Source organism: Pedobacter cryoconitis (genome assembly GCF_014207135.1).
Classification (GTDB): Bacteria; Bacteroidota; Bacteroidia; order Sphingobacteriales; family Sphingobacteriaceae; genus Pedobacter; species Pedobacter cryoconitis_D.
The window spans coordinates 569,883-593,050 of record NZ_JACHCC010000001.1; the positions used below are offsets into that span (position 1 = coordinate 569,883).

At 41.1% G+C, this 23,168-nt stretch carries 24 protein-coding genes; 13 read left to right on the forward strand and 11 right to left on the reverse strand.

Translation table 11 applies throughout. The annotated features are described in order from the left end of the window. On the reverse strand, positions 1-1,449 hold the full coding sequence (locus tag HDF25_RS02305; protein ID WP_184622330.1) for a sensor histidine kinase: 1,449 nt from the start codon (positions 1,447-1,449) through the stop codon (positions 1-3). A 128-nt stretch (positions 1,450-1,577) separates the two neighbouring features. On the opposite strand from HDF25_RS02305, the gene HDF25_RS25775 reads away from it, so the two are divergent. Then, positions 1,578-1,709 carry a hypothetical protein gene (locus tag HDF25_RS25775; RefSeq protein WP_260409297.1) on the forward strand — a complete coding sequence of 44 codons (132 nt, stop codon included), beginning with the start codon at positions 1,578-1,580 and terminating at the stop codon, positions 1,707-1,709. 28 nt (positions 1,710-1,737) lie between these two features. Beyond that, positions 1,738-2,223, forward strand: a complete 486-nt coding sequence (locus HDF25_RS02310; RefSeq protein ID WP_184622332.1) for a DinB family protein — start codon at positions 1,738-1,740, stop codon at positions 2,221-2,223. Positions 2,224-2,235: 12 nt separating this feature from the next. Here HDF25_RS02310 and HDF25_RS02315 read toward each other — a convergent pair whose 3' ends face one another. Genes HDF25_RS02315 through HDF25_RS02330 form a run of 4 tightly spaced genes read right to left on the reverse strand, consistent with a single transcriptional unit; the run spans position 2,236 to position 11,421 of the window. Further along, on the reverse strand, positions 2,236-5,490 hold the full coding sequence (locus HDF25_RS02315; RefSeq protein ID WP_184622333.1) for an efflux RND transporter permease subunit: 3,255 nt from the start codon (positions 5,488-5,490) through the stop codon (positions 2,236-2,238). After that, positions 5,487-8,747 (reverse strand): efflux RND transporter permease subunit, encoded by a 3,261-nt coding sequence (locus HDF25_RS02320; RefSeq protein ID WP_184622334.1) that lies wholly within the window; start codon positions 8,745-8,747, stop codon positions 5,487-5,489. Before HDF25_RS02320 ends, HDF25_RS02315 begins: the two co-directional genes overlap by 4 nt. Positions 8,748-8,755: 8 nt before the next feature. Beyond that, positions 8,756-9,946 (reverse strand): efflux RND transporter periplasmic adaptor subunit, encoded by a 1,191-nt coding sequence (locus tag HDF25_RS02325; protein ID WP_184622335.1) that lies wholly within the window; start codon positions 9,944-9,946, stop codon positions 8,756-8,758. A 14-nt stretch (positions 9,947-9,960) separates the two neighbouring features. After that, positions 9,961-11,421, reverse strand: a complete 1,461-nt coding sequence (locus HDF25_RS02330; protein ID WP_184622336.1) for a TolC family protein — start codon at positions 11,419-11,421, stop codon at positions 9,961-9,963. 278 nt (positions 11,422-11,699) lie between these two features. Here HDF25_RS02330 and HDF25_RS02335 point away from each other — a divergent pair, with 278 nt between their 5' ends. Genes HDF25_RS02335 through HDF25_RS02350 form a run of 4 tightly spaced genes read left to right on the forward strand, consistent with a single transcriptional unit; the run spans position 11,700 to position 15,025 of the window. Continuing rightward, entirely contained in the window at positions 11,700-12,836 is a 1,137-nt protein-coding gene (locus HDF25_RS02335; RefSeq protein ID WP_184622337.1) for a hypothetical protein, read from the forward strand. A gap of 14 nt (positions 12,837-12,850) precedes the next feature. Then, on the forward strand, positions 12,851-13,279 hold the full coding sequence (locus HDF25_RS02340) for a DUF1801 domain-containing protein (protein WP_184622338.1): 429 nt from the start codon (positions 12,851-12,853) through the stop codon (positions 13,277-13,279). Between the two features lie 22 nt (positions 13,280-13,301). After that, positions 13,302-14,330: an LD-carboxypeptidase gene (locus tag HDF25_RS02345; RefSeq protein ID WP_184622339.1), complete on the forward strand. Its 1,029-nt coding sequence runs from the start codon at positions 13,302-13,304 to the stop codon at positions 14,328-14,330. Between the two features lie 23 nt (positions 14,331-14,353). Beyond that, positions 14,354-15,025: a DUF6624 domain-containing protein gene (locus tag HDF25_RS02350; protein WP_184622341.1), complete on the forward strand. Its 672-nt coding sequence runs from the start codon at positions 14,354-14,356 to the stop codon at positions 15,023-15,025. 2 nt (positions 15,026-15,027) lie between these two features. Here the strand turns inward: HDF25_RS02350 and HDF25_RS02355 are convergent, their stop codons facing one another. The 6 genes from HDF25_RS02355 to HDF25_RS02380 all read right to left on the reverse strand — a co-directional run bounded on the left by HDF25_RS02355 (position 15,028) and on the right by HDF25_RS02380 (position 18,676). Continuing rightward, positions 15,028-16,110 carry an NAD(P)H-dependent flavin oxidoreductase gene (locus HDF25_RS02355; protein WP_184622343.1) on the reverse strand — a complete coding sequence of 361 codons (1,083 nt, stop codon included), beginning with the start codon at positions 16,108-16,110 and terminating at the stop codon, positions 15,028-15,030. A gap of 12 nt (positions 16,111-16,122) precedes the next feature. Beyond that, a complete protein-coding gene (locus HDF25_RS02360) occupies positions 16,123-16,497 on the reverse strand; it encodes a nuclear transport factor 2 family protein (protein WP_221450832.1) in 375 nt (124 codons plus the stop codon). A 1-nt stretch (position 16,498) separates the two neighbouring features. Further along, positions 16,499-17,233, reverse strand: coding sequence for an SDR family NAD(P)-dependent oxidoreductase (locus HDF25_RS02365; RefSeq protein WP_184622347.1), 735 nt, complete (start codon positions 17,231-17,233; stop codon positions 16,499-16,501). A 5-nt stretch (positions 17,234-17,238) separates the two neighbouring features. After that, on the reverse strand, positions 17,239-17,457 hold the full coding sequence (locus HDF25_RS02370; RefSeq protein WP_184622349.1) for a tautomerase family protein: 219 nt from the start codon (positions 17,455-17,457) through the stop codon (positions 17,239-17,241). A 2-nt stretch (positions 17,458-17,459) separates the two neighbouring features. After that, positions 17,460-17,993, reverse strand: coding sequence for a YceI family protein (locus HDF25_RS02375; protein ID WP_184622351.1), 534 nt, complete (start codon positions 17,991-17,993; stop codon positions 17,460-17,462). Positions 17,994-18,103: 110 nt separating this feature from the next. Continuing rightward, positions 18,104-18,676, reverse strand: a complete 573-nt coding sequence (locus HDF25_RS02380; protein ID WP_184622353.1) for a Crp/Fnr family transcriptional regulator — start codon at positions 18,674-18,676, stop codon at positions 18,104-18,106. Between the two features lie 123 nt (positions 18,677-18,799). Between HDF25_RS02380 and HDF25_RS02385 the strand changes: the two genes are divergently transcribed. From HDF25_RS02385 to HDF25_RS02415, 7 genes are all read left to right on the forward strand, one after another. Beyond that, positions 18,800-19,120: an ArsR/SmtB family transcription factor gene (locus tag HDF25_RS02385; RefSeq protein WP_184622355.1), complete on the forward strand. Its 321-nt coding sequence runs from the start codon at positions 18,800-18,802 to the stop codon at positions 19,118-19,120. A 1-nt stretch (position 19,121) separates the two neighbouring features. After that, the gene (locus HDF25_RS02390; protein ID WP_184622357.1) at positions 19,122-19,589 is read left to right on the forward strand and encodes an SRPBCC domain-containing protein; all 468 of its coding nucleotides are present in this window, start codon (positions 19,122-19,124) and stop codon (positions 19,587-19,589) included. A 1-nt stretch (position 19,590) separates the two neighbouring features. Then, positions 19,591-19,971, forward strand: a complete 381-nt coding sequence (locus HDF25_RS02395) for a DoxX family protein (RefSeq protein ID WP_184622359.1) — start codon at positions 19,591-19,593, stop codon at positions 19,969-19,971. Positions 19,972-19,983: 12 nt separating this feature from the next. Next, a complete protein-coding gene (locus tag HDF25_RS02400) occupies positions 19,984-20,562 on the forward strand; it encodes a YdeI/OmpD-associated family protein (protein ID WP_184622361.1) in 579 nt (192 codons plus the stop codon). A gap of 162 nt (positions 20,563-20,724) precedes the next feature. After that, entirely contained in the window at positions 20,725-21,564 is an 840-nt protein-coding gene (locus HDF25_RS02405; RefSeq protein ID WP_184622363.1) for a pentapeptide repeat-containing protein, read from the forward strand. Between the two features lie 17 nt (positions 21,565-21,581). Next, positions 21,582-22,343 (forward strand): ABC transporter ATP-binding protein, encoded by a 762-nt coding sequence (locus HDF25_RS02410; RefSeq protein WP_184622365.1) that lies wholly within the window; start codon positions 21,582-21,584, stop codon positions 22,341-22,343. A 42-nt stretch (positions 22,344-22,385) separates the two neighbouring features. Beyond that, positions 22,386-23,111, forward strand: a complete 726-nt coding sequence (locus HDF25_RS02415) for an ABC transporter permease (RefSeq protein ID WP_317618178.1) — start codon at positions 22,386-22,388, stop codon at positions 23,109-23,111. Positions 23,112-23,168 lie beyond the last annotated feature (57 nt).

Here is a 23,168-nt window from a genome sequence, read left to right on the forward strand (position 1 = left end):
TTATTGTAAAAGTTTAATTGTAAAGTGGGTCCCCTGATCAGGTGTATTATTTAAGGTAATACTGCCATTGTGCATTTGTATAATCGTGGCTACATAACTTAAACCCAGGCCAAATCCACTTACTTTGGCCAGGTCACCAGTAGGTACCCTGAAGAATTTTTCAAATATCTTATTTTGATATTGTTTGGGGATACCTACACCATGATCACCAAATTCAATGATAAAGGCTGTCTCTTCTTTTCTGCAACTTATTTCTATCAGTGGATGTTCACCGGCATATTTAATACTGTTGTCTATCAGGTTGTAGATGACACCCGAGAGGTGAGTTTTATCTGCTTTAATCGAATAATCTGGTTCTGCGGAATTGAAAACTAGTTTGGCTCCTTTGTTCTTCAGCATTAGTTGCATATTGTTAATGACCTCTTCAATTAAGGCAACTACATTAATCTGCTGCAAGTTTAAACTCACCTCACTGCGTTCAAAAGCAGCTAGTTTGAGCACTTTCTCGACCATCTCCGCTACTCTTTTAATTTCACTCTCACAGATATCCAGGTATTCAGCAGCCAGTTCAGGTTTACGCAGTACATCGAAATTTTTCATGGCTTCTATTCCCAGTGCTACTGTAGTGATCGGGGTTTTAAACTCATGCGTCATATTATTGATAAAATCACTTTTAATCTCAGCGACCTTTTTTTGTTGAAAGATAGTCCGGAGCATATAAATAAATGAACAGGAGACCATAATCAGGATCAAAGTGGAAGCGAGTAAAATCCACTGCATTTTCCGGAAATAATACTGATTGTCCGACTCAATGGCTAATTGCATCACATAAGGGGTCATCAAACCAACTCTGATCGGTACTTCTTTTGCTTTGATTTGTTTGAATAATTGCGGCTGATCTATATAGATACCTCCTTTTTTATTGGAATTGGATAGTTTCAAAGCGTACCTTGAAGAGATTCCCTTTGTTTTAAATAATGAATCCAGTCTATGACGTAAAGAAGGGACCTGGGACTTTAAAGTAGCAGCTATATAGGTAGAATCTGTATTAACGGTGAATAGTTTTGATTTTGAATCTTTTGTTCCTGATTTTTTATTTAGAGAGTCCTTTGTGTCTTTTGTTGTTGAGGAATCAGTCATTGCAAGCGTAATAGTCAGGCCTGTTTTATGTTTTTTACCCTGTTCATCAGACATGGAGAGTAATAATCTGCTCAATTTAGCAATCATCCCTGAAGTATAAACTTTACTGGAATCTCCGTAAATGCCATGTTGTATAGCCTCATTAAAGACAACGGCATTACTATTCTGTTCCAGTACAGTCGCTATATCTCTTTTAAACTGATCCATCGAGATCTTATAGGAGTTATTCAGCCAGAAAGCCTGTAACAGGAATATCCCTATCAGAGAGAGCCCCATTATACCTATAATAAATCTTAGTTTTTTCTTCATTTAAAACAAATTTACAATTATCCTTTGTGGTTTAATTAAGTGTTAACACTGTTTAACACTCAATAACTCTGAATAACAAAACTCTGGTGATTAGTGATATACCTTTGTTGAAGTTAAACTTAATCAAAATGAAGTATTTAATTAAATCTATAGTCCTGATTTCATTAATCTGTTCACAGGTAGTGGTGGAACAAAGGACAAATTCAGCAGGAAGTTATCTGATAATCAGAATCAATATTCCTTTGAGATCAATTAAATAGGTAGCTTTATTGGCTAGTCATTTAATTCATGAAAGATAAATACAGAACCGGTGCCAAGGGTGCTCTGCTTGACGAATACGAAAAAGCAATTGCTGAACTGATCGATTGTATAGCATCCGTTTCGGATAAAAATCTGATTGCTGTTGTTGATGAAACAACGACAGATCCTGATTGTAAATCTATTCAGGCTATCCTAGCGCATGTTGTCCGGTCAGCTTATAGTTATGCAATCTATATTGAACATTTAAAAGGGGGGAGCTCTGTCAGACCTGAGAAACAATATTATTCTTTAGCTGATGAATATATCAAGGATTTGAACGAGGCATTCGAATTCACCCAAGGTGTCTTTAATGAAATAAAGAATAATGAGTTAGAGGAATTTGATAGTGCAAAGAAGATCAGCACGGCCTGGGGACAGTGTTATGATATTGAGCAATTAATGGAGCATGCCATAGTTCATATCTTAAGGCACAGGCGGCAGATTGAAAAGTTTAAAATACTGCTGGAAAATTAAATCTTTAGACCCTTATTTTTCCTCATGCTGAGCTTTTGCTTCAGCAATATCGTATTCTAATTCTGCGTCTATGTTCTGTTCTTCCACTTTCTTTGCTTTTTCTATCAACTCTTCATGGTGCTCCTTGAGCCATTTTAATTGCTTTTTACCATAAGAGAACCGGGTTAATAAAACAAAAAGAACGGGTACTATAAAAATCGAGATGGTGGAAGATGCGATCATACCACCCAATACAGTTATTCCAATCGTATTACGGGCTACAGCACCTGCTCCGGTAGCGAATACCAATGGTAAAACACCCAGAATAAAGGCCATAGAAGTCATGATAATAGGACGCAGACGTAAACGGACGGCTTCGAGGGTAGACTGAATCAGATCTTCTCCCAGATCTACTCTGATCTTGGCAAATTCTACAATCAGGATTGCATTTTTAGCGGACAAACCAATTAAAGTAATCAACCCTATCTGCGCATAGACATTGTTGGTCAGCGGAGGGATGAAAGTAAGAGCCAGGATAGCACCAAAAGCACTGACCGGTACAGCGAGCATAACTGAAAATGGAACTGACCAGCTCTCGTAAAGTGCAGCGAGGAAGAGGAATACAAAGAGTATAGAGAAGCTGAAGATATAAATGGTCGTAGAGCCGGCTTTGATCTCTTCATAACTTAAACCTGAGAATTCGTAGGTATAACCCCGTGGTAAAGATTTTTCGGCCAGCGCTTTCAGGGCTTCAATTCCCTGACCTGTACTGTAGCCTGGAGGGGTTGAGCCATCTACCTCAGCAGAACGGAAAATATTAAAGTGTGTAATCAGTGGGGCTGCCTCTGTCGGTTTATAGGTAATGACTGCACTTAAGGGAACCATCTCACCAGTCTGGTTACGGACATAATATTTATTCATATTGGTGATTAAAGACCGATAAGTTGTATCGGCTTGTACCACAACATGGTAAGTGCGGTTGTAGAGGGTAAAGTTGTTGACGAACAGACTACCCATGTAAGCTTGCATGGTATTAAAAACATCAGGGATATTGACACCTAGTTTTTCGCATTTTTCACGGTCTACGGTCAGCTCAAAGCTGGGGGTATGTGCTGAAAAATAACTGAAGGCACTGGCTATAGCCGGAATCTGATGGGCGTCGGCGACAAATTTTTTGACTACTTTTTCAAAAGTATGAATATCATCGGTGGCATTTCCCTGTTCTATCTGCATACTGAAACCGGCAGCCTGCCCGATACCTCTGATTGGAGGAGGAGGGATCACAACTACATTGGCATTTTTGATACCGGCTTTTGCAATTCTTTTTTTAAGGACATCCATGATACCCGGGATCCTTGTTTTTGGTGAGGTACGTTCATCCCAGGGCTGGAGCATGCAAAATATACTTCCGTTATTTGAATTGGCCCCACCATTCAGAATGTTAAGCCCTGAAAGAGCCGTATAATGTTTGACCCCAGGAGTAGAGCCTACAATTTTCATGAGTTTAGAGATGAGTTTCACCGACTGGGTGGTCGAGGATGCCTCTGGAAGCTGATAGGTGACATATAAACGGCCATCGTCTTCAGAAGGGACGAAACCGGAGGGTTTAAATTTAAACAGGAAGTAGGCACCTGCGCAGATACAGGCAAGCAGGATAATAATCAGTCTTGAATTTTTGATACTTCTTTTAACGCCATTGGCATATTTGAAAGTAATCCGGTCAAACCAGGTATTAAAATAATAGAAAAATTTATCGAGCCATTTAGACTGTTTGTCTATATGTGTGGGTTTTAACAATAAGGTACAAAGTGCAGGGGTTAAGGATAAAGCAATAAATGAAGATATAATCACAGATATAGCAATGGTAATAGCGAACTGCTGATACAGGTGGCCCACGATACCTGGAATAAATCCAACCGGTACAAATACTGAGGCTAATATCAGGGCAATTGCAATAACGGGCCCTGAGATATCTTTCATTGCCCGGTAAGTAGCTTCTTTGGCCGACATCCCCTGTTCATCAATATAATGCTGTACGGCCTCGACCACAATAATGGCATCATCCACTACAATACCGATAGCGAGCACAAAACCAAACATGGTCAGGGTATTGATGGTAAAACCCAGGGGAATAAAGAAACAAAAAGTACCCAGGATAGATACTGGGATAGCCAATATCGGGATGATGGTAGAACGCAGGTTTTGTAGAAATAGAAATACAACAATAGCTACCAGACCCAATGCTTTGAGTAGGGTACCCAATACTTCCTGCATGGATACCTTGATGATCGTCACTGACTCAAAAGGGACTTTATAGTCTACATCTGCTGGGAATGATTTCTTTAATTTAGCCAGCTCAGCATAAACATTATCTGCGGTTTGCAAAGCATTACTACCAGGACTTTGAAAGATCTGAAGAATGGAAGTCCTTTTGCCATCCACAAATGAGTTACTTGAAAAAGTGAATTTACCAAGTTCTATTCTGGCTACATCTTTTAAATAAATGAGCTGACCGGTAGAAGGAATGGTTTTGACAATGACCTTCTCATATTGCGGAACGGTATTGAGCATACCGTTGACCAATATTCCGGTTTCAAAATTCTGTGCAGAGCGCTGCGGTGGAGCACCCGCAGAACCGGCAGCTACGTAGACATTCTGTGCATTCAGCGCTGCAGTTACATCTGCGGGCGTTAAACCATAGGAAGCCATTTTATCTGGGTTCATCCAGATACGCATACTAAAGTTATCTGTACGGGTACTGACATCTCCTACACCAGGAACACGTAAAATGGCATCCTGTATAAAGACGTTGGTATAGTTATCCAGAAAAGTAATATTATGACTGCCTTTGGGAGAATAGATAGCAATCATCATCAGCATATCCGGGTTCCGGGCACGGACCGTTAAACCTAGTTTACTGACTACTGAAGGTAATAAAGGGGCCGCAATACCTACACGGTTCTGAACGTTTAATGCCGATATATGTACATTGGTACCGATGTTAAAGGTGATCTTGACGTTCATCCCTCCGCTATTGGTACTGGTACTCTGCATATACTCCATTCCTGGCGTACCATTTACTTGTTCTTCAATTGGCGTAGCAACAGTTTGTTCGACCGTTTGTGCATCGGCACCTGTATAGGAACCGGTCACTGAAACGGTAGGCGGGGAAATATCCGGATACTGATCGACTGCAAGATTGTTCATACAGATCAATCCAGAGATCATCAATACCACTGATATGACAATCGCTGTTACAGGCCTTTTGATAAATGTATTGGCTATCATTCTAAACCAGCTTTACTAATGTCACGTGATTTTTGTATTTCGTACTCCAACTCAGGATCCAGGTTCTGGGCTTCTACTTTTTTAGCTTTATCCATCAGTTCTTCATGATGTTCCTGCAACCATTCTAGTTTCTTCTTACCGTAAGAGAGGCGGGTAATTAATACATAGAGTACCGGAACAATAAATATGGCTAATGTGGAAGCTGCGAGCATACCACCTAAAACAGTTAAACCTATAGTTCTGCGGGCTACTGCACCTGCTCCTGTAGCAAAAACAAGGGGTAATACACCCAGAATAAATGCCAGTGAAGTCATAATAATTGGCCTTAACCTAAGCCGGACTGCCTCGAGTGTCGACTTGATCAGTTCTTCACCGCGGTCTACCCTGACTTTGGCAAATTCAACAATCAGGATCGCATTTTTTGCAGCGAGACCGATCAGGGTGATGAGCCCTATCTGAGCATATACGTTATCTGTCAGATCGGGGACTAATACTAAGGCGAGTATGGCACCGAAGGCACCTACCGGAACTGCTAATAACACCGAAAAAGGAACCGACCAGCTTTCGTACAGGGCGGCGAGGAACAGGAATACGAACGTAATTGAAAACAAGAAGATATAGACGGTCGTAGAGCCGGCTTTCTTTTCTTCATAACTTAAACCTGAAAACTCATAGGTATATCCTTCTGGTAAAACTTTTGCAGCAACATCCTGTAATGCGGTCAGGGCCTGGCTGCTGCTGTACCCGTCGGCCGAAGCGCCATCTATTTCTGCTGCCCTGAAAATATTAAAGTGAGAAATCAGGGGTGAGGCTTCTGTAGGAGAATAGCTGATGAGCGTACCTAAAGGTACCATTTCTCCCGACTGGCTGCGTACATAATATTTATTCATATCAGCCACCGAGGTACGGAATGCGGTGTCTGCCTGTACCATCACATGGAATGTACGGTTGTAAGTTGTGAAATCATTGATATATAAGCTACCCATATAGGCCTGAATAGTCGTAAAAACATCAGCTATATTGACGCCGAGTTTTTCGCATTTTTCACGGTCAACCTTCAGGTTAAAGTTAGGTGTATGTGCCGAATAAAAACTGAATACTTTGGTTATTGCAGGATTTTTATTGGCTTCTGCGACAAATTTCTTTACCACTTTCTCAAAGTCCTGGAGGTTATCTGTTGTACTGCGTTGTTCTAACTGCATGCTGAAACCTACTGTCGAACCCACACCAGGCAGGGGAGAAGGTTGTATTACTTCTATACTTGCATTTTTTATCCCTGCGTCTGCAATGCGTTTTTGCATCACTGCAATTATACCAGGTACCTGTTCGCTTGATTTGCCACGCTCATCCCAGGGTTTAAGCTGGCAAAAGATGGTACCGTTGTTTGAGTTACTGGCATTGGTAATGACGTTTAGTCCTGATAAAGCTGCATAATGGGCTACTCCCGGCGTACCAGCAACGACATGCATTAATTTAGACATGACTTCCACCGAACGGGCTGTAGAGGATGCTGCGGGCAGCTGAAAAGTAACATACAGGTTTCCATCGTCTTCTGAAGGAATAAAACCAGTTGGTTTTTGCTGGAAGAGGAAGTAGGCACCGGCACAGACACAGAGTAATAAAATCAGGATATACCTGGATCCTTCAATACTCTTTTTAACGCCGATTGTGTACTTGTCAGTCACCCGGTCAAACCATGCGTTAAATTTGGTGAACCATTTGTTGATGCCTTTATTTTGTTTATCCGGATTGGTAGGTTTTAATAAAAGGGTACAAAGTGCCGGGGTCAGGGACAGGGCGATAAAGGCAGAGATGATTACCGATATCGCAATGGTAATGGCAAACTGCTGATACAAACGCCCGACTATACCAGGTATGAATCCAACCGGTACGAAAACGGCTGCTAATATCAAAGCAATGGCGACCACTGGGGCTGATATCTCCTTCATGGCCTGATAAGTTGCCTCTTTGGGGGACATGTGCTCGTTATCAATAAAATGCTGCACGGCCTCGACGACGATAATCGCATCATCGACCACTATTCCAATAGCGAGTACGAAACCAAACATGGTCAGGGTATTAATTGTGAACCCTAGCGGAATAAAGAAGCAGAAGGTACCGAAAATGGAGACGGGAATGGCGAGTACCGGAATCAGTGTAGAACGGAAATTTTGCAGAAACAGGAAAACTACGATAGCGACTAGTCCCAGCGTTTTTAACAGGGTGACCACTACGTCTTCCATGGAAACTTTGACTACAGTAACAGATTCAAAGGGAACACTGTAAGCTACGCCCGAAGGAAAGGTCTGTTTAAGCTTGGCCAGTTCGGCGTAAACACCTTTAGCTGTCTCCAATGCATTACTTCCTGGCGCCTGGTAAATCTGAAGGTAAGAAGCTCTTTTACCGTCTACAAAAGAGTTACTTGAAAAAGTGAATTTACCGAGTTCGACTCTGGCGACATCTTTCAGGTAAACCAGCTCTCCGTTTGCAGGAATAGTTTTTACAATGATATTTTCAAACTCCGAGACCTTACTTAAACGTCCGTTTACTAAAATACCCAATTCATAAGTCTGACTGGAAGACTGAGGCGGAACCCCGGCTGTACCGGCGGCTACCTGGACGTTCTGGGCATTTAAAGCAGCGATCACATCCGAAGGGGTCAGGCTGTAAGAGGCCATTTTCTCGGGGTTCATCCAGATACGCATACTGAAATCGTCAGTAAATCTGTTGATACTGCCTACACCAGGGACACGCAATAGCGCATCCTGGATAAAAACATTGGTATAATTATCAAGGAAAGTAATATTGTGTGATCCGTTGGGTGCATAAATCGCGACCATCATCAGCATACTCGGATTAACAGCTCTTACAGTAAGTCCTAGTCTGCTGACCACAGCGGGTAGCAATGGCGTGGCAATACTGACCCTGTTTTGTACATCCAGCGCAGCTACATCAATATTAGTCCCGATTTTAAATGTCACATTCATAGACATCAGACCATTATTGGTACTGTTGCTCTGCATGTATTCCATGCCGGGGGTTCCGTTAACCTGCTCTTCAATAGGAATGGCAACGGTCTGCTCCACTGTTTGTGCATCTGCACCAGTAAACTGACCATTCACCTGAACAATAGGAGGGGTAATATCAGGGTACTGATCTATAGGTAAAAGCAAAATACACACTGCACCGGTAATTACCAGGACAATAGATATAACTATTGCAGTTACGGGTCTTTTGATAAAGGTATTTGCAATCATAACTTTTGTTAATGTCCTTTTCCACCAGTTGATGGTGCTACCTTGTTTGCTGTAGTTATTTCAGATTTGTCGTGTAAAGACTGGATACCATCTACTACAATCCGGTCATTAGCTTTTATTCCGCTTGTGATGACCACATTTGCCCCGATGGTTTGTCCTGGCATAACCTTTTTCTGAATGGCAAATAACCTGGGTTTATTAGCTTTGGCCTTTTGGCCTTCATGCGTAGTGCTCACACTGTCCTTAACAATACTGTCCTGGGCTACATAGACAAAATATTCTCCCATTTGTTCGGTGACGGCTTTTCCAGGTAAGACCAATTGAGGTTGGGTATCCTGATTGTGCACTTTCACCACACAACTCATCCCAACTTTTAAAACATTTTTAGGATTGGGAAAGACCAGTCTGATGCGGATCGCGCCGGTTTGTGAATCAACCGCCCGATCGATAATACTGAGTTCGCCTGTGAAATTATAAAGTGTATTATCAGGCAGTAAAATAGTGAAAAGTGAGTCGGGTACATTCTTTTTATCCTGTTGCAGCTTTTCGAAATGCTGTAGCTGTTTTTCATTGATGACAAAATCGACAGCCATCGGGTTTGCTGTTGAAATGGTATTTAACTGGGTTGTTCCAGGAGAAACAACGTTTCCTAATTTTACCTGGCTAAAACCAATCTGCCCATCGAAGGGAGCAGTTACAACCACATAATTTAAATTTGTCCTGGCTGTTTTTACGGCTTCATCTGCAGATTTGACCTGGTTCTGTGCATTTTGCAAGGTGATCACAGCATGGTCATATAACTGTTTGGCCACCGCATTGTATTTGTTGAGATATTCATAACGGTCTGCATCTTGCTTGGCTTGTACCATCGTACCCTGTGCGACTTTCAGATTAGCAACGGCAGCATCATAACCGGCCTGATAAATACGTTTATCAATTTCATATAATTTCTGTCCCTTGGTGACATAACTGCCTTCTTTGAAAAAGATGCCCGTAATTGCCCCCTGTACCTGTGGTAATAAAATCACCTGGCTCATTGCAGCCGTAGTTGCTGGATACTGGTCATAATATAAAACACGCTGTTCTTGCACTTTATATAGATTAACAGGTATTTCAGGACTGACCGGAGGCTGTTTTCTTTTGCAGGCAGCCAAAGAAAGACAGCTCATCAAAACGATATTTAAATATGCTCTATTCATAGAGAAGGATGTTTTTAATATGAAATATTTCCCATTGCTTTTTGTAGATCTATCTTGCTGGACAATACCTGGAACAAGGCATTCAGATAACCTATTTCGGATGTAATTAAATTTGACTCAGCAGTTATCACATTCAGGTAGGGCACAATTCCCTGCTTATACTGAAGGCTCACGACAAAATAAACACGCTTTGCCTTGTTTACATTTTTTTGCAGCAGGTGTAAATTGTAGAAATTGCTTTTATAGGTGGCCAGAGCCGTAGTATATTCGGTATAAATCTGGGATTTCAGCCCTGTTTCATTCCATGTGATGAGTTTTTCCTGCAGCTTGGCTTTATGTAAATTATGCAATCGTGCGCCTCCGGTGAAAATGGGGACACTGAATGTTAATCCTACCACAGAATTAGGGAATGTAGTACTGGTAAACAGTTTTGAAAACTGATCGTTCTCAAAAGCAAGATTGTAATTGTAAAAGGCCGAAAGGGTAGGGATAAAGGAATATTTGTAATAACTGATCAGTTTCGATTGCAATTGTTTCTCGGTCGCGATCTGTTGGATTTCTATACGCTTTTCATATTGGAGCTGCTGTGTTGTATCTATATTGATATCTCTGGACATTTGCAGGGTATCGAAATTCAGGTTAAACTGTTGTTGGGGCGGATAACCCATCAGTTGTTTTAAAGTAGCGTATAATGGAACGATATTCTCGTTTGCCTGCCTAAGCTGGGCCATGGAATTATTCAGGGTAATACTGGCCTGTTCATAATCTGTTTCATCTACAATACCCCCTTTGTACTGATGATAGGCATCTCTCAGATTTTTACCCAGACGGGCGGTATCTTCTTTTAAGACGTTAATCTGTTCGAGGTTCAGCAGGGTATTATAAAATGATTTGCTGATTTGGGTAACCAGCAGTATTTTGGTACTGTCAGTAATTTGTTGCGCCTGTTTAACATAAAGAGGGGCAGCTTTTGAAACATACAGCAGATTGGGATTGAATATGGCTTGTGAAGCGGTTAGCCCGGGAATAAAGGAATTGGTTACAGTTTGATTTTTTGTAGTTACTCCTGGACTGGGATTACCAGTATTTACGGTCGCACTGGTGTTCGGTAACTGAATGTAATGTACCAGATTACCTGAAGCACTTACTTGCGGCAACCAGGGCGCTAAATTGATCGCATTGGTTGTTTTAGCAATATCTACATTAATTAATGCTTTATTTAGTGCCGGTTGATGAAGCAGTGCATAATCAATACATTGTTTCAAGGTCAGGGACTGACTGGAACTATACTTTCCGGTATCCTGCGGGGTTACTGGCATCAGCAAGCTGGTCCTGCTGGTATCGGGGAGAATGAGCTCAGTTGTTGCGTGCTTTGTTTTTTTGATTTGTGCCTCTGAAGCTGACACAGCAAAAAACAAACTACACATGAGTAGAAAAACGAGGAACTTACGCCTGCTAAAAAAGATACTTGCCATAATAGAACACGTCAATTAGTATTTCCAATAAATGTCTTGCTATACACAAAAACCTTAAAGAGATCCTGATAGGCAGTATCAAAATTATAAAGACCTCTATAGCTATATGTGCGATGTAAAAGTGAACATTTGATGGGATTATTTAGGTAACAATTTTATTAAGCTATTGTTTTGTAGTTGTTTGTGATACGTTTGTTACAGCTAAAATGATTTATGCTTGTTGAAATGCTTGTGAACTGCTTTATCTATTTTTATATATTTATAATTAAATACATAAAATGAAGCTCTCAAAAGAAATTTATCGCGATAAGCAAGGAAATTTGATTAGAAAATTTAATCATAACGGTCTGATTACCTCTGAAGAATACCATGATCCTTCCTTTATAAGGTCAAAAAAAGTCTTGTATAAAGAGGAGAAGCAGATAACCAGTATACTGGAAACACGTCAGAATAACGAAGGCACATCTTCTGAAGAAGACGGTATTTTAAGCCTTTACCAATATTCGGGTGAAAGTTACCAGGTATTTAAATATCGTATCGGGACTGGTACTTATAAAGACTTTGTCAATCTTAAATACCTGAGCTATGGAAAGGATGACTGGCATAATGTAGATGAAGCATCTTCGGTTTATAAATTTAAGCTGGAAAATGGATTACCTGTTACTGAAGTTTATCAGGATTTGTCGGACGGAACAAAATCTACAGTAAACTATAGTTACAGTAATGGATTAAAGGTTTCGGAAACCAGAACAGCTGAAGATGGTACTGTGGTGAAATCTGATTTTGCTTATGAAAATGGTAAATTAAAATCAAAATTAACGTCTGTAAATTCTGAATTCTCCGATATGCTGCTTTATGTATATCAAAATGATTTGCTTTCAGAGGAACAGAAAATCTGTAGATATAAGGGAATACAATATCCGGCATTTCAAAAGAAGATTTTTTATAATTCTAAAAATGAAATAGAGAAAACGGAGTATTATGGAAGATATGATGAGAGGATGCTGTTGTATAAAAAAGAAGAGGTAATCCGCAAAGGAAATCTGGTCACAAAAAAACACTTTGAAACCCCGAATTTAGAAATGATGACCGGTCAGTATGATTTAGCAGCACTGCATGCCAAACTGAGAGAAGACCAGATGGACTGGGCGATCCCTCTATTTGATAAGAAATACGCGGAAACAGCTAAACCTGAATTGGGAAACTGGTCAATTGAAGCACATGATGAAAAGGGAAATCTCACTGAAATTAAAATGATGCACCCTGATATAGCTAAGAAAGAGGTTTTGGCACATCTCGTTTATCGTAACGAATACAATGAGGAGTCACTTTTAGAGTTTGTTATCTCTTATCGGATAAATGAGGAAGATAAACAGGAAGAAATGGATATTAAGAAGTTTTATTACTATAACTAAAGTAGTATAGCACAATGGCAAAAAATAAAACAACTGAGACTACCCTGAATGTAAATGATTTTATTGATCAGTTGACTGACCCGGTGAAAAAGGAAGACAGTTCCAAACTCATAGCTATCATGAAGAATCAGACAGGGTTTGAAGCTAAATTATGGGGATCTTCTATTATAGGTTTTGGCAGTTATCATTATAAATATGAAAGCGGACACGAAGGAGATGCACCCTTAATTGGTTTTTCACCACGAAGTAGTGCAATTTCTCTTTATCTGGCCTGTGGTTTCAAGGAAAGAGAAGACTTGTTAAAGCAGCTGGGTAAATATAAAACAGGTAAATCCTGTATTTATATTAAAAGACTAAGTGATATTGATTCTGTAGTTTTAACAAAGATGATCGATCTGTCTTTTTCTTATAGTAAAGGATTACATCCGGAGGCAGCACCTTGAAAATTTAACCCTTGTATAACCGATGAACCGAAAGTATTTTATTTCCTCTTTAATAGCCTCAGGGGCGGTATTGACAACTTTAGAAGGCTGGGCAGCCAGTCCTGTGGAGGAGGATGCAGTTGTGGGTAAGATCCCTCCATATCTGAAAACGGGGGATACTATAGGGATTACCTGTCCTGCTGGTAATATTAGTCTGGCAGAAATCCAGCCCGCTGTTCAATTGCTGGAAAGCTGGGGTTTTAAAACTGAAATTGGTTCTGCCATAGGTAAAAAGGATTTTACTTTTGGAGGGACTGATGAAGAACGGACTGCTGATTTGCAGCGTTTCCTGGATAATCCTGCTATTAAAGCGGTTATGTGTGCCAGAGGAGGTTATGGTTTAATCAGGATTATTGATCAACTGGATTTTAAACATTTTGTGAAACAGCCTAAATGGTTGATAGGGTTCAGTGATATTTCAGTGCTGCACTGTCATATTCATCAGAACTTTGGTATTGCAACTTTGCATTCTAAAATGTGCAATAGCTTTCCTAACGACTGGGCAACAGCAGAACCCATACAGGTTTCTACGATTTTATCTATCAGAGATGGCCTGATGGGCCGGGATTTGAAATATACAGCCCCCACAAATCTGTCAAATAGGGCAGGCAAGGGAACTGGAATACTGGTTGGAGGTAACCTGAGTGTTATCGCCAGTCTTGCGGGCACAAAATCAGATATAATTACTAAAGGAAAAATCTTGTTTTTAGAAGATACAGGTGAGTATTTATATAATCTTGACAGAATGCTCTGGAACCTGAAACGTACGGGTAAGTTTGCTCATCTGGAAGGACTCATCATAGGTGGATTTAAAATAAAACCAGATGATCCGGGTGAGGTGTTTGGCAAATCTCTCTATGAAATTGTCCTGGAAAAGGTTAAAGAATACAATTATCCGGTTTGTTTTGATTTTCCGGTAGGACATCAGAGAGATAATTTTGCCTTAAAATGCGGGATAGTACATCTGCTTGAAGTAGGGACAGAAGGTGCGACACTGAGGTCATTGAATTAGTTGTATCAGATAGATTAAGATTTATGACAAAGAAAAAACTGCTGCTCGCTACCTTGTTTTTTTGTGCTGCTTTTGGGCAGATTAATGCGCAGACGAAAAACTTTAACCAGCCACTGGCGGATAGTCTCGCTAAATGGGTAGTGGTTGATCAGATTGCCGCCAAAGTTCCACAGGGTGAATATAAACTCTGGCCACGTGAAAAATGGGATCAATATAAAGATAGCATATTCAGTAACCATCAGCAGTTGCTGTCGGCTATTTTTAAAAAATATGGCTATCTGGGGTATGACCAGGTAGGCCAGAAAGGTTCATTCCATTTTTGGTTAATGGTACAGCATTGTGATAAATGGCCAGCTTTTCAGCAAGAGGTTCTGGAAGCAATGAAAGTGGAAGTCTATAGCAATAATACGGATAGAAAAAACTTCGCCTATCTGACTGACAGGGTAAACCTTAATACAGGCAAAAAACAGATCTATGCTACCCAGGTGACCTATAATGTTAAAATTTGTCAGGCTATACCCAAACCGTTGGCTGACAGCCTTAACGTAAACAAACGCCGCCGGGAAATGGGCATGCCGCCGGTTGAAGAATATCTGAATGAAATGTCAAAGTCGCATTTTGAAATGAACAGGGCTAATTATGAAAAACAAGGCATTTTAAAACCCGTGCTGGTGCCTGTACCAAAAGGTGTGTAAACTCATTCCCCTGGACTCAGGATTCCGCCTGCTTCCTCAACTAAAGATTTTATCAGTGTTTCAACCCGTGTATGCTTGAGTATAGGTGCGATTTGGCCAGCCCAGAATAGTACCATATCCCATTTTCCCTGATTGATTGCTGCTTTTCTCAATGATGATATTAAGCCAGCCTGTAAGGGGAACGGCAGGAACTGATCTTCTTTCCCAGATAAGTCTTTAGCTATGCGGCTGGTGATACCACGTCCCAGACGTCCTGTAAAAGCACGGGTAAGTGTGGTGTATTTAGCTGCATCAGAAAATAATATTTGCCGGTGGATAGGGAGTGCACCCGATTCATCGCAAGCCAGGAATGCGGTGCCGACCTGAACTGCATCAGCACCTAATGTCATTGCAGCGGCCAGACCTCTGCCGGTAGCAATGCCGCCCGCTGCAATAACAGGTATCTTCACTTTGTCTTTAATGAGTTGCAGCAACACAAAAGTACCGGTAATTGATTCTTCGGCAGAAGCTAAAAATGACGGCCGGTGACCGCCCGCCTCAAAACCAGAAGCAATGACCATATCTACCCCGGCAGCTTCTAAAGCAATAGCTTCATCCAGCGTTGTCGCAGTGCCAATTGTTTTGATACCCCGCTTCCGGCATTGTTCGAGTATATCTTCGGATGGTACACCAAAAATAAAACTGAACACTTTTGGACGAACGTCCAGGATAACCTGGATCTGGTCTTCAAAACGGGATTTAAAAGGCATCGGTTTTTCAGGCAGAGCAATGCCCGCCTCATCAAAATAAGGCTTGAACAAAGTTTTGGCTTGTTCATAATGGGGCTCTGAAACTGTACCATCTGGTGTATCTGTATCCGAAACCCACAGGTTAAGATTATAAGGCTTATTTGTTGCTGTTTTGATCTGATGGTCAATCTCATAGATTTCCTGTGGACTTAAGGTATAGGCGCCATATCCCCCTAAACCTCCTCCATTGGATACGGCAGCTACCAATTCAACGGATGACAGGTTGCCACCGAAAGGGCCCTGCATAATTGGGTAATCCATGCCTAGTATTTCCGTTACTTTTGTGTTGTACCACATAGTTTTAAAATTTTATCCGTTTACATCGCTGATCATCTTGTTGACGATGAGCCAGCTGTTGTTAATTTGATGGAATGAAAGAAATTCATGGTAATTGAATTCATACATTTTTACGTTTACTTCAGCTATGGCGATGGAATTTACTACTTTAATAGAAATAATATCACCTTTGAATGGTTTGCCTGAGTCCTTCGGGCTCTGACGGTTTGCCACGCCATCAAGATACTGTTCAAGTGTCTTGGCGTAAGGCTGTCCTTTTACATCACCAAATAGTAAGGTGTTGGTATGGAAAATATGGTTTAACAGATTAATGTCGCCTTCATAGATTCCTTTGAAGTAGTAGTCTCTGAGTGCCTGAGTGATGGCACTTTCGTTTAATGGTTTCATTTTAGTTGAGATTATGTCCTGCTGCCATACCACCGTCGACATTGATTATCGCGCCGGTGATAAAGTTGCTTTTAGCCACTGTATAGACCACTTGTGCAATGTCCTGTACTTCACCGACACGGTTCAGTAAATGCATGCCTGCACTTTGATCGGCACTATTGCCATGCATGGGTGTACGAATAACGCCCGGTGCAATTGTATTGACGCGGATGTTAAACCGGCCAAACTCAGCCGCAAGCTGGATGGTCAATGCGTGTATCGCGCCTTTGCTGGCCAGGGGAGCTGTAGCGGGTGCTCCCCCGAAAGCGTGATTGACTATCGGTGTGCCGATATTGATGACCACACCGCTCTTCTGTTTAAGCATTTGTGGGATAACTGCTTGCGTGGTAAAGTAAGTCCCCTTTAGATTGGTATTCAGGAATTTGTCGAGATAAGCTTCATCTACCTCGAGAAAAGGCCTGGTTTCAAAGATGCCTGCATTGTTGATAAGGACGTCTGCCGAACCAAATTTTTCAATTGCCCTGGCTACTAACTGTTCACCTGTGTGTTTATTACTGATGTTACCACTAACCATTTCGAGGTTATCTCCGGCACCGAGTTCATAAAAAGCATTTTCAAGTTTCTCAGGGTTGGCGGAATTAATCACAACGTTATCGCCTTTTTCTAAAAAATGACGGGCTAATTCTTTACCAATACCAGACGATGCACCGGTAATGATAATCGTTTGTTTATTCATGATATTTATTTTTTATCAGCCGTAATGCCTTTTTCTCTTAATACTGATACCTGTTCACCAGCATGTCCCCAGTTATCCAGATCAACTTCTTCAATCCTCACGTGCGTTAAATAGGGGTCTTTATTCAGTGTGTTGGTTATCAGGTCAGTAACACCTTTAATCAGGATTTGTTTTTGCTCGCGGGTGACTCCCTCACGGGTAAGCTCAATTTTTATGAATGGCATAATTATAGTTTTTTAGCAGTGATTTTTACATTCAGATCAAATTCATTATAAATCATTGTATCGCCGAGGTCTTTAAAGAAATTACCGGAACGGAACTTCATACCATATTTGGTACGGTCAATTACAATTTTACCAGTTGCAGTTACTGTATCATCAGCGTAATCAATTTGTGCATTGAATTTTACCGGGTGGCTGATGTCTTTGATTGTAAGGTCAGCATCAATATGAGTAGTATTATCGCTGTCTGGAGCTACTGCAGTGATCACAAGAACAGCCTCAGGAAATTCCTTGGAGTTAAAGAAATCTTCAGAAGCCAGGTGACCTGCAAACTGCGCGTTGGTTGCAGGATCAGTTACATCCAGTATTTGAATAGATGTAGTATCAATGACAAATTTTCCACCCGAGAGTTTTCCGTTATTTAAGTTTAGTATTCCTTTTTGGATACTGATGGTTCCATGATGCGAACCGGTTACTTTGCGGCCGGTCCAATCGATGTTGCTTTTTGTGTTTTCAATTTCAAAATTTCTTGTTTCCATTTCTTTTGTTTTTAAATGACAAGACAAATTTGGGAAGGAACGACAAGCAATCAGCGTGATCTACATCACATTCGGAAAGGGTGGTGGTTTATGTGATGTACGTCACATGATCAGGAGTGGTAAAGACGGCTTAGGGTTTCTCTTGAAACGCCTAAATAGGCCGCTATTAAGTGTTTAGGGACTATGTTGTATAGCGCAGGGTATTGTGCAAGCAATTCTTCATAACGATGTCTGGTATCATTATTCATAAATGACAGTAACCTTTTCTGAACTGCTACATAACCTTTATTGGTACGCCAGCGGAAAAAGTGTTCCACCTGATGGATCTCATTACAAAGTTTCTCCCGGTCATGGTTACTCAGGCAGAGTATCTCAGCATCTGTAATGCAATCTATATTAATTGTTGCTTTAGTATTGCTGTAAAGTGCATCAAAGTCTGATGCCCACCAGGTTGGCATAGAAAATTGGAGAATAAACATTTTCAGGTCATCATTGATATAAAATGATTTCAGGCAGCCATTCAGTACGAAATACTCACAATCGACTTTGTCGCCAGCGGTAATAATAGCCTGACCCTTTTTGAAAGACTGTGTTTTGAAATGTGAGAAGAAATAATCGAATTGCTCGTCTGTCAGTGTTACGGTTTTATCGATGTGCTCCCTGAGAATTTCTTTTGCCTGCATTAACCAAAATTAGTGAATGCAGAGGAAATTAAGATAGGTTTTCAAATTGGTGAATCATTTTTATTGTTAAATATTTGCGTAGTCAAATAACTACACTTATATTAGTAGTCAAATAGCTACATAATGAATTTAAGAAGAGACGTATTTCAGGCCATCGCAGATCCGACAAGAAGGGCAATATTGCTATTGGTCGCATCGCAGGCAATGACAGCAGGTGCAATAGCTTCAAATTTTGACACTGCCAGACCGACGGTTTCAAAACATCTGCAAATACTCACCGAATGCGAGTTATTGGAACAAAAGCAAAATGGCAGAGAAATTTACTATCATATAAGCCCCAAAAAAATGAAAGAGGTATCCGACTTTATTGAGCCATTCCGCAAGATGTGGGATGACCGATTCAACAAATTAGAAGAAATAATGAAGAATTATAAAGGTAAATAACATGGAACTGAAAACAAAAGTTAATGCCGAAGACGGCAAACAGGAATTAAGGATTACCAGAGAATTTGATTTGCCATTGGAATTGCTTTTTAAAGCATATTCAGAGCCTGATCTTGTAGCGCAATGGATGGGGACGAAAGTATTGAAACTTGAAAATAAGAAACATGGCAGCTGGCGGTTCGAAACAAGTAATGCTGAGGGGAAGGTGGTATTCAGTGCTAATGGAGTCATTCATGAGTTTAGTCCGAACCAGAAAATCACACGGACATTTGAAATGGAGAACGCATCTTTTGGTGTACAACTGGAGTTTTTGGAATTTGAGTCACTAACCCAAGACACGAGCAGGCTGAATATACATACTGTCTATAAATCGGTTGCAGACAGAGACCAAATGCTCAAAATTGGTATGGGGCCGGGATTGAATATGGCACATAACAGATTACAGGATATCATAGGAAAACTAAAATAAGATGGAAAAGAGAGATAAAATTATCTATTGGTTCTTTACGTTATGGCTTGCCTTAGGGATGTCCTCGACGGGAATAGTACAGTTATTTAAAGCGAAAAAGGAAGTTGATATGATTATGCATCTTGGCTATCCCGTCTATTTGCTTACTTTATTAGGTATTTGGAAAATTTTAGGAGTTATAGCAGTACTTATTCCTAAATTTAGTTTACTTAAGGAGTGGGCTTATGCAGGCTTTTTCTTTTCGATGTCGGGTGCAGCAATCTCACATATTATGCTGGGCGATTCTATAGGCGATATAGCTCCCTCGGTGCTGTTACTATTCCTGACTATCATATCGTGGTATTTCAGGCCTGCTGACAGGAAGATTATTTCAGTTAACTAATAAATAAAGCGTATGAATCCTAAGGTTGATTGGTATTTTACCAAAGCTAAAAAGTGGCAGGAAGAACTGGAGCAATTGAGAATGATTATTCTCGACTGTGGACTAACTGAAGAACTGAAATGGGGAGTTCCTTGTTATGTGCTCGGGAAAAGTAACATCGTTTTAATACATACATTTAAAGAATACTGTGCGCTTTTGTTTTTCAAGGGGGTATTATTAAGTGATACCAATCATATTCTGGTTCAGCAAACAGAGAATACGCAGTCTGCACGCCAGATCCGGTTCACGAACATCCGCGAAATAATTGATCTGAAACCAGTCCTGAAAGCCTATGTCTATGAGGCAGTTGAAGTGGAGAAATTAGGACTGAAAGTGGATTTTATAAAGAATACTGAACTCGTATTTCCCGAAGAATTTCAAAGTAAATTAGATAGCATTCCCGCCTTGAAAACTGCTTTTGAAGCATTGACCCCAGGACGGCAAAAGGCATACAATCTGTATTTTTCTGCACCTAAACAAGCTAAAACCCGCGAATCAAGAGTGGAGAAATATATGCCGCAAATTCTCCATGGCAAGGGTTTAGATGACTAATGTCTGTTTAGTATCTGAGTTTTGACCTATCTGACTGATATTTTGTTAAATAACAACTATAAGTAGCGTAAATGCAACTATAAGTTTTTGTGTTTTTTTGATTCTGGAAATATACCCGGATACCTTTGTTATATCGAAAAAATAAATAAAAAGATAGTGTCTATGTTAAATACTAAAATGATAGGCAATAAAATTGCCGAAGCGCGGAAAAAATTAAATATTTCTCAGGCTCAGCTTGCCCAGCAGCTTTTCATTAGCCCACAGGCTGTTGGAAAGTGGGAGCGTGGCGAATCAATGCCAGATATCACTACTTTAACCCGTCTGGCTGAAATAATGGGAGTTGACCTTAACCATTTTTCAGAAAACTTCCAATCTGCGGCTACTGAAATAGTGCCCGTTGAATCCTCATTAGGAAATCGGATGAAACAGCTTAACCGCGATATGTCTGGCTGGAATTGGGCTGGTGCAGACTTTTCGGGCGCAGATTTAACCGGTTGCTCATTCAAGAGCAGTAATTTAAGGGGAGCTAACTTTGATCATGCAAATCTGACAGACTGCAATTTATCCACGCTTGATCTTACTGGCGGGAGCTTTGATCAGTCAATTTTGTTGCGTACTAACTTCAGCAGATCCGGGCTGGTCGGAACGAGGTTCATGGGGGTGGAACTAACTGATGTAAGGTTAACTACAACTGATCTTAGAAAAACCATCTTTGAGAATTGTGTCTTTAATGGGGTGGACTTTAAAAATTCAGATCTGAGTGGGTTATGTTTTGACAGGCAGATCTTTATCGGAGTCAGGTTTGATAATGCCGCACTGAGCGGAGTTACTTTCAGGGGTGCAACGCTCAAAAATGTGTCTTTCCGTTCACCGTATGCTTTGACTAATAAATATTACCGTGTCCTGAAAACCATCTGCTTTGATGGAGCTATGATGGATAAGCCGGTCTATGCTGTACTCAAAAGTGTAGAGATCGATTTATCAAAGGTTACAGTCATTTGAAATCAGGAGAAAGGAATATGGAAAACAAAGCCATCCGGGTGAAGGGACTGAAAAAATCGTATAAGGAGCTTGATGTTCTGAAAGGTGTGGATTTCGAAGTAGAACAAGGTAGTATTTTCGCCCTGCTCGGCTCCAACGGCGCAGGCAAGACAACGATTGTTAAAATCTTGACTACCCTACTGAAACAAGACAGTGGAAGCGTTATCGTAAATGGGTTCGACGTTTCATTAAATCCAGGCAATGTGCGGCAGTCGATCAGCTTGACCGGGCAGTTTGCTGCCGTGGATGAGATATTGACCGGGCGGGAAAATCTGGTTATGATCGCCAGGCTGCGGCACCTCAAAGATCCGCGCCAGGTTGCAGATGATCTGCTGAACCGTTTCGACCTGACCGCTGCTGCCGACCGCGCGGTATCCACTTATTCAGGAGGTATGCGCCGCAGACTCGATATTGCGATGAGCCTTGTCGGAAAACCGCTGCTCATTTTTCTGGATGAGCCGACTTCTGGTCTTGATCCGGAGGTTCGCATCGAGTTTTGGCAGATTGTCAGAGAGCTTGCCGACGGAGGCACGACGGTATTTCTGACGACGCAGTATCTGGACGAGGCTGAACAGCTTGCTGATCGGATTGCCATTCTGCATGAGGGTAGAATTATCGTAAGTGGTACGCTCTCAGACCTGAAAAAGTTGTTCCCCGCCACAAAAGTAGAATATATTGAAAAACAGCCGACTTTGGAGGAGATCTTTCTTGCGATCGTTGGCAAAAAGGAACAAAAATAAATGGAAACGATAAAGAACTATTTTTTCATAGATCTGAGTGTTATGCTTGGACGTAGCATGCGTCATATTTTTCGCAGTATGGATACAATCATCACTGTCACCGTCATGCCAGTTGCGCTTATGTTGTTGTTTGTTTATGTGTTAGGTGGTGCAATTCAGACCGGCGCAGATAATTATGTGAATTACCTGTTGCCTGGTATACTGTTAGTTGCGATTGCAAATAGTATAGGCTACACATCTTTCCGTCTGTTTACCGATGTACAAAGGGGAATATTTGAGCGTTTCCATTCGATGCCGATTGCACGTTCGGCTGCATTGTGGGGACATGTACTGACCTCGCTTGTATCCAATGCGATTTCGGTCGTTGTGGTTATTCTTGTCGCGCTTCTGATGGGTTTTCGCTCACCGGCTGGCGTATTGTCGTGGCTTGCCATAGCCGGTATACTTGCATTGTTTACGCTGGCCCTGACCTGGATCGCAGCGATTGCCGGACTTTCCGCAAAGTCAGTGGATGGCGCAATTGCAATTGCCTATCCAATTCACTTTCTGCCATTAATTAGCTCGGCATTTGTGCCTACCAGATCTATGCCGGGGCCTGTTCGTGCCTTTGCCGAAAATCAGCCCGTGACCTCTATTATTGAGACCATCCGGGCGTTGCTTTCAAACCGACCGGCAGGCCATGAAATATGGATTGCTTTGGCCTGGTGTGTCGGAATTATATTCGTGGCTTATATTTTTGCGATGAGAGCATATAAAAGACGGGCTTAACAGGTTCCCCGGAGTTATACAAATGTATAATCTAAAAAGCCCTGTGACCAATTGGTC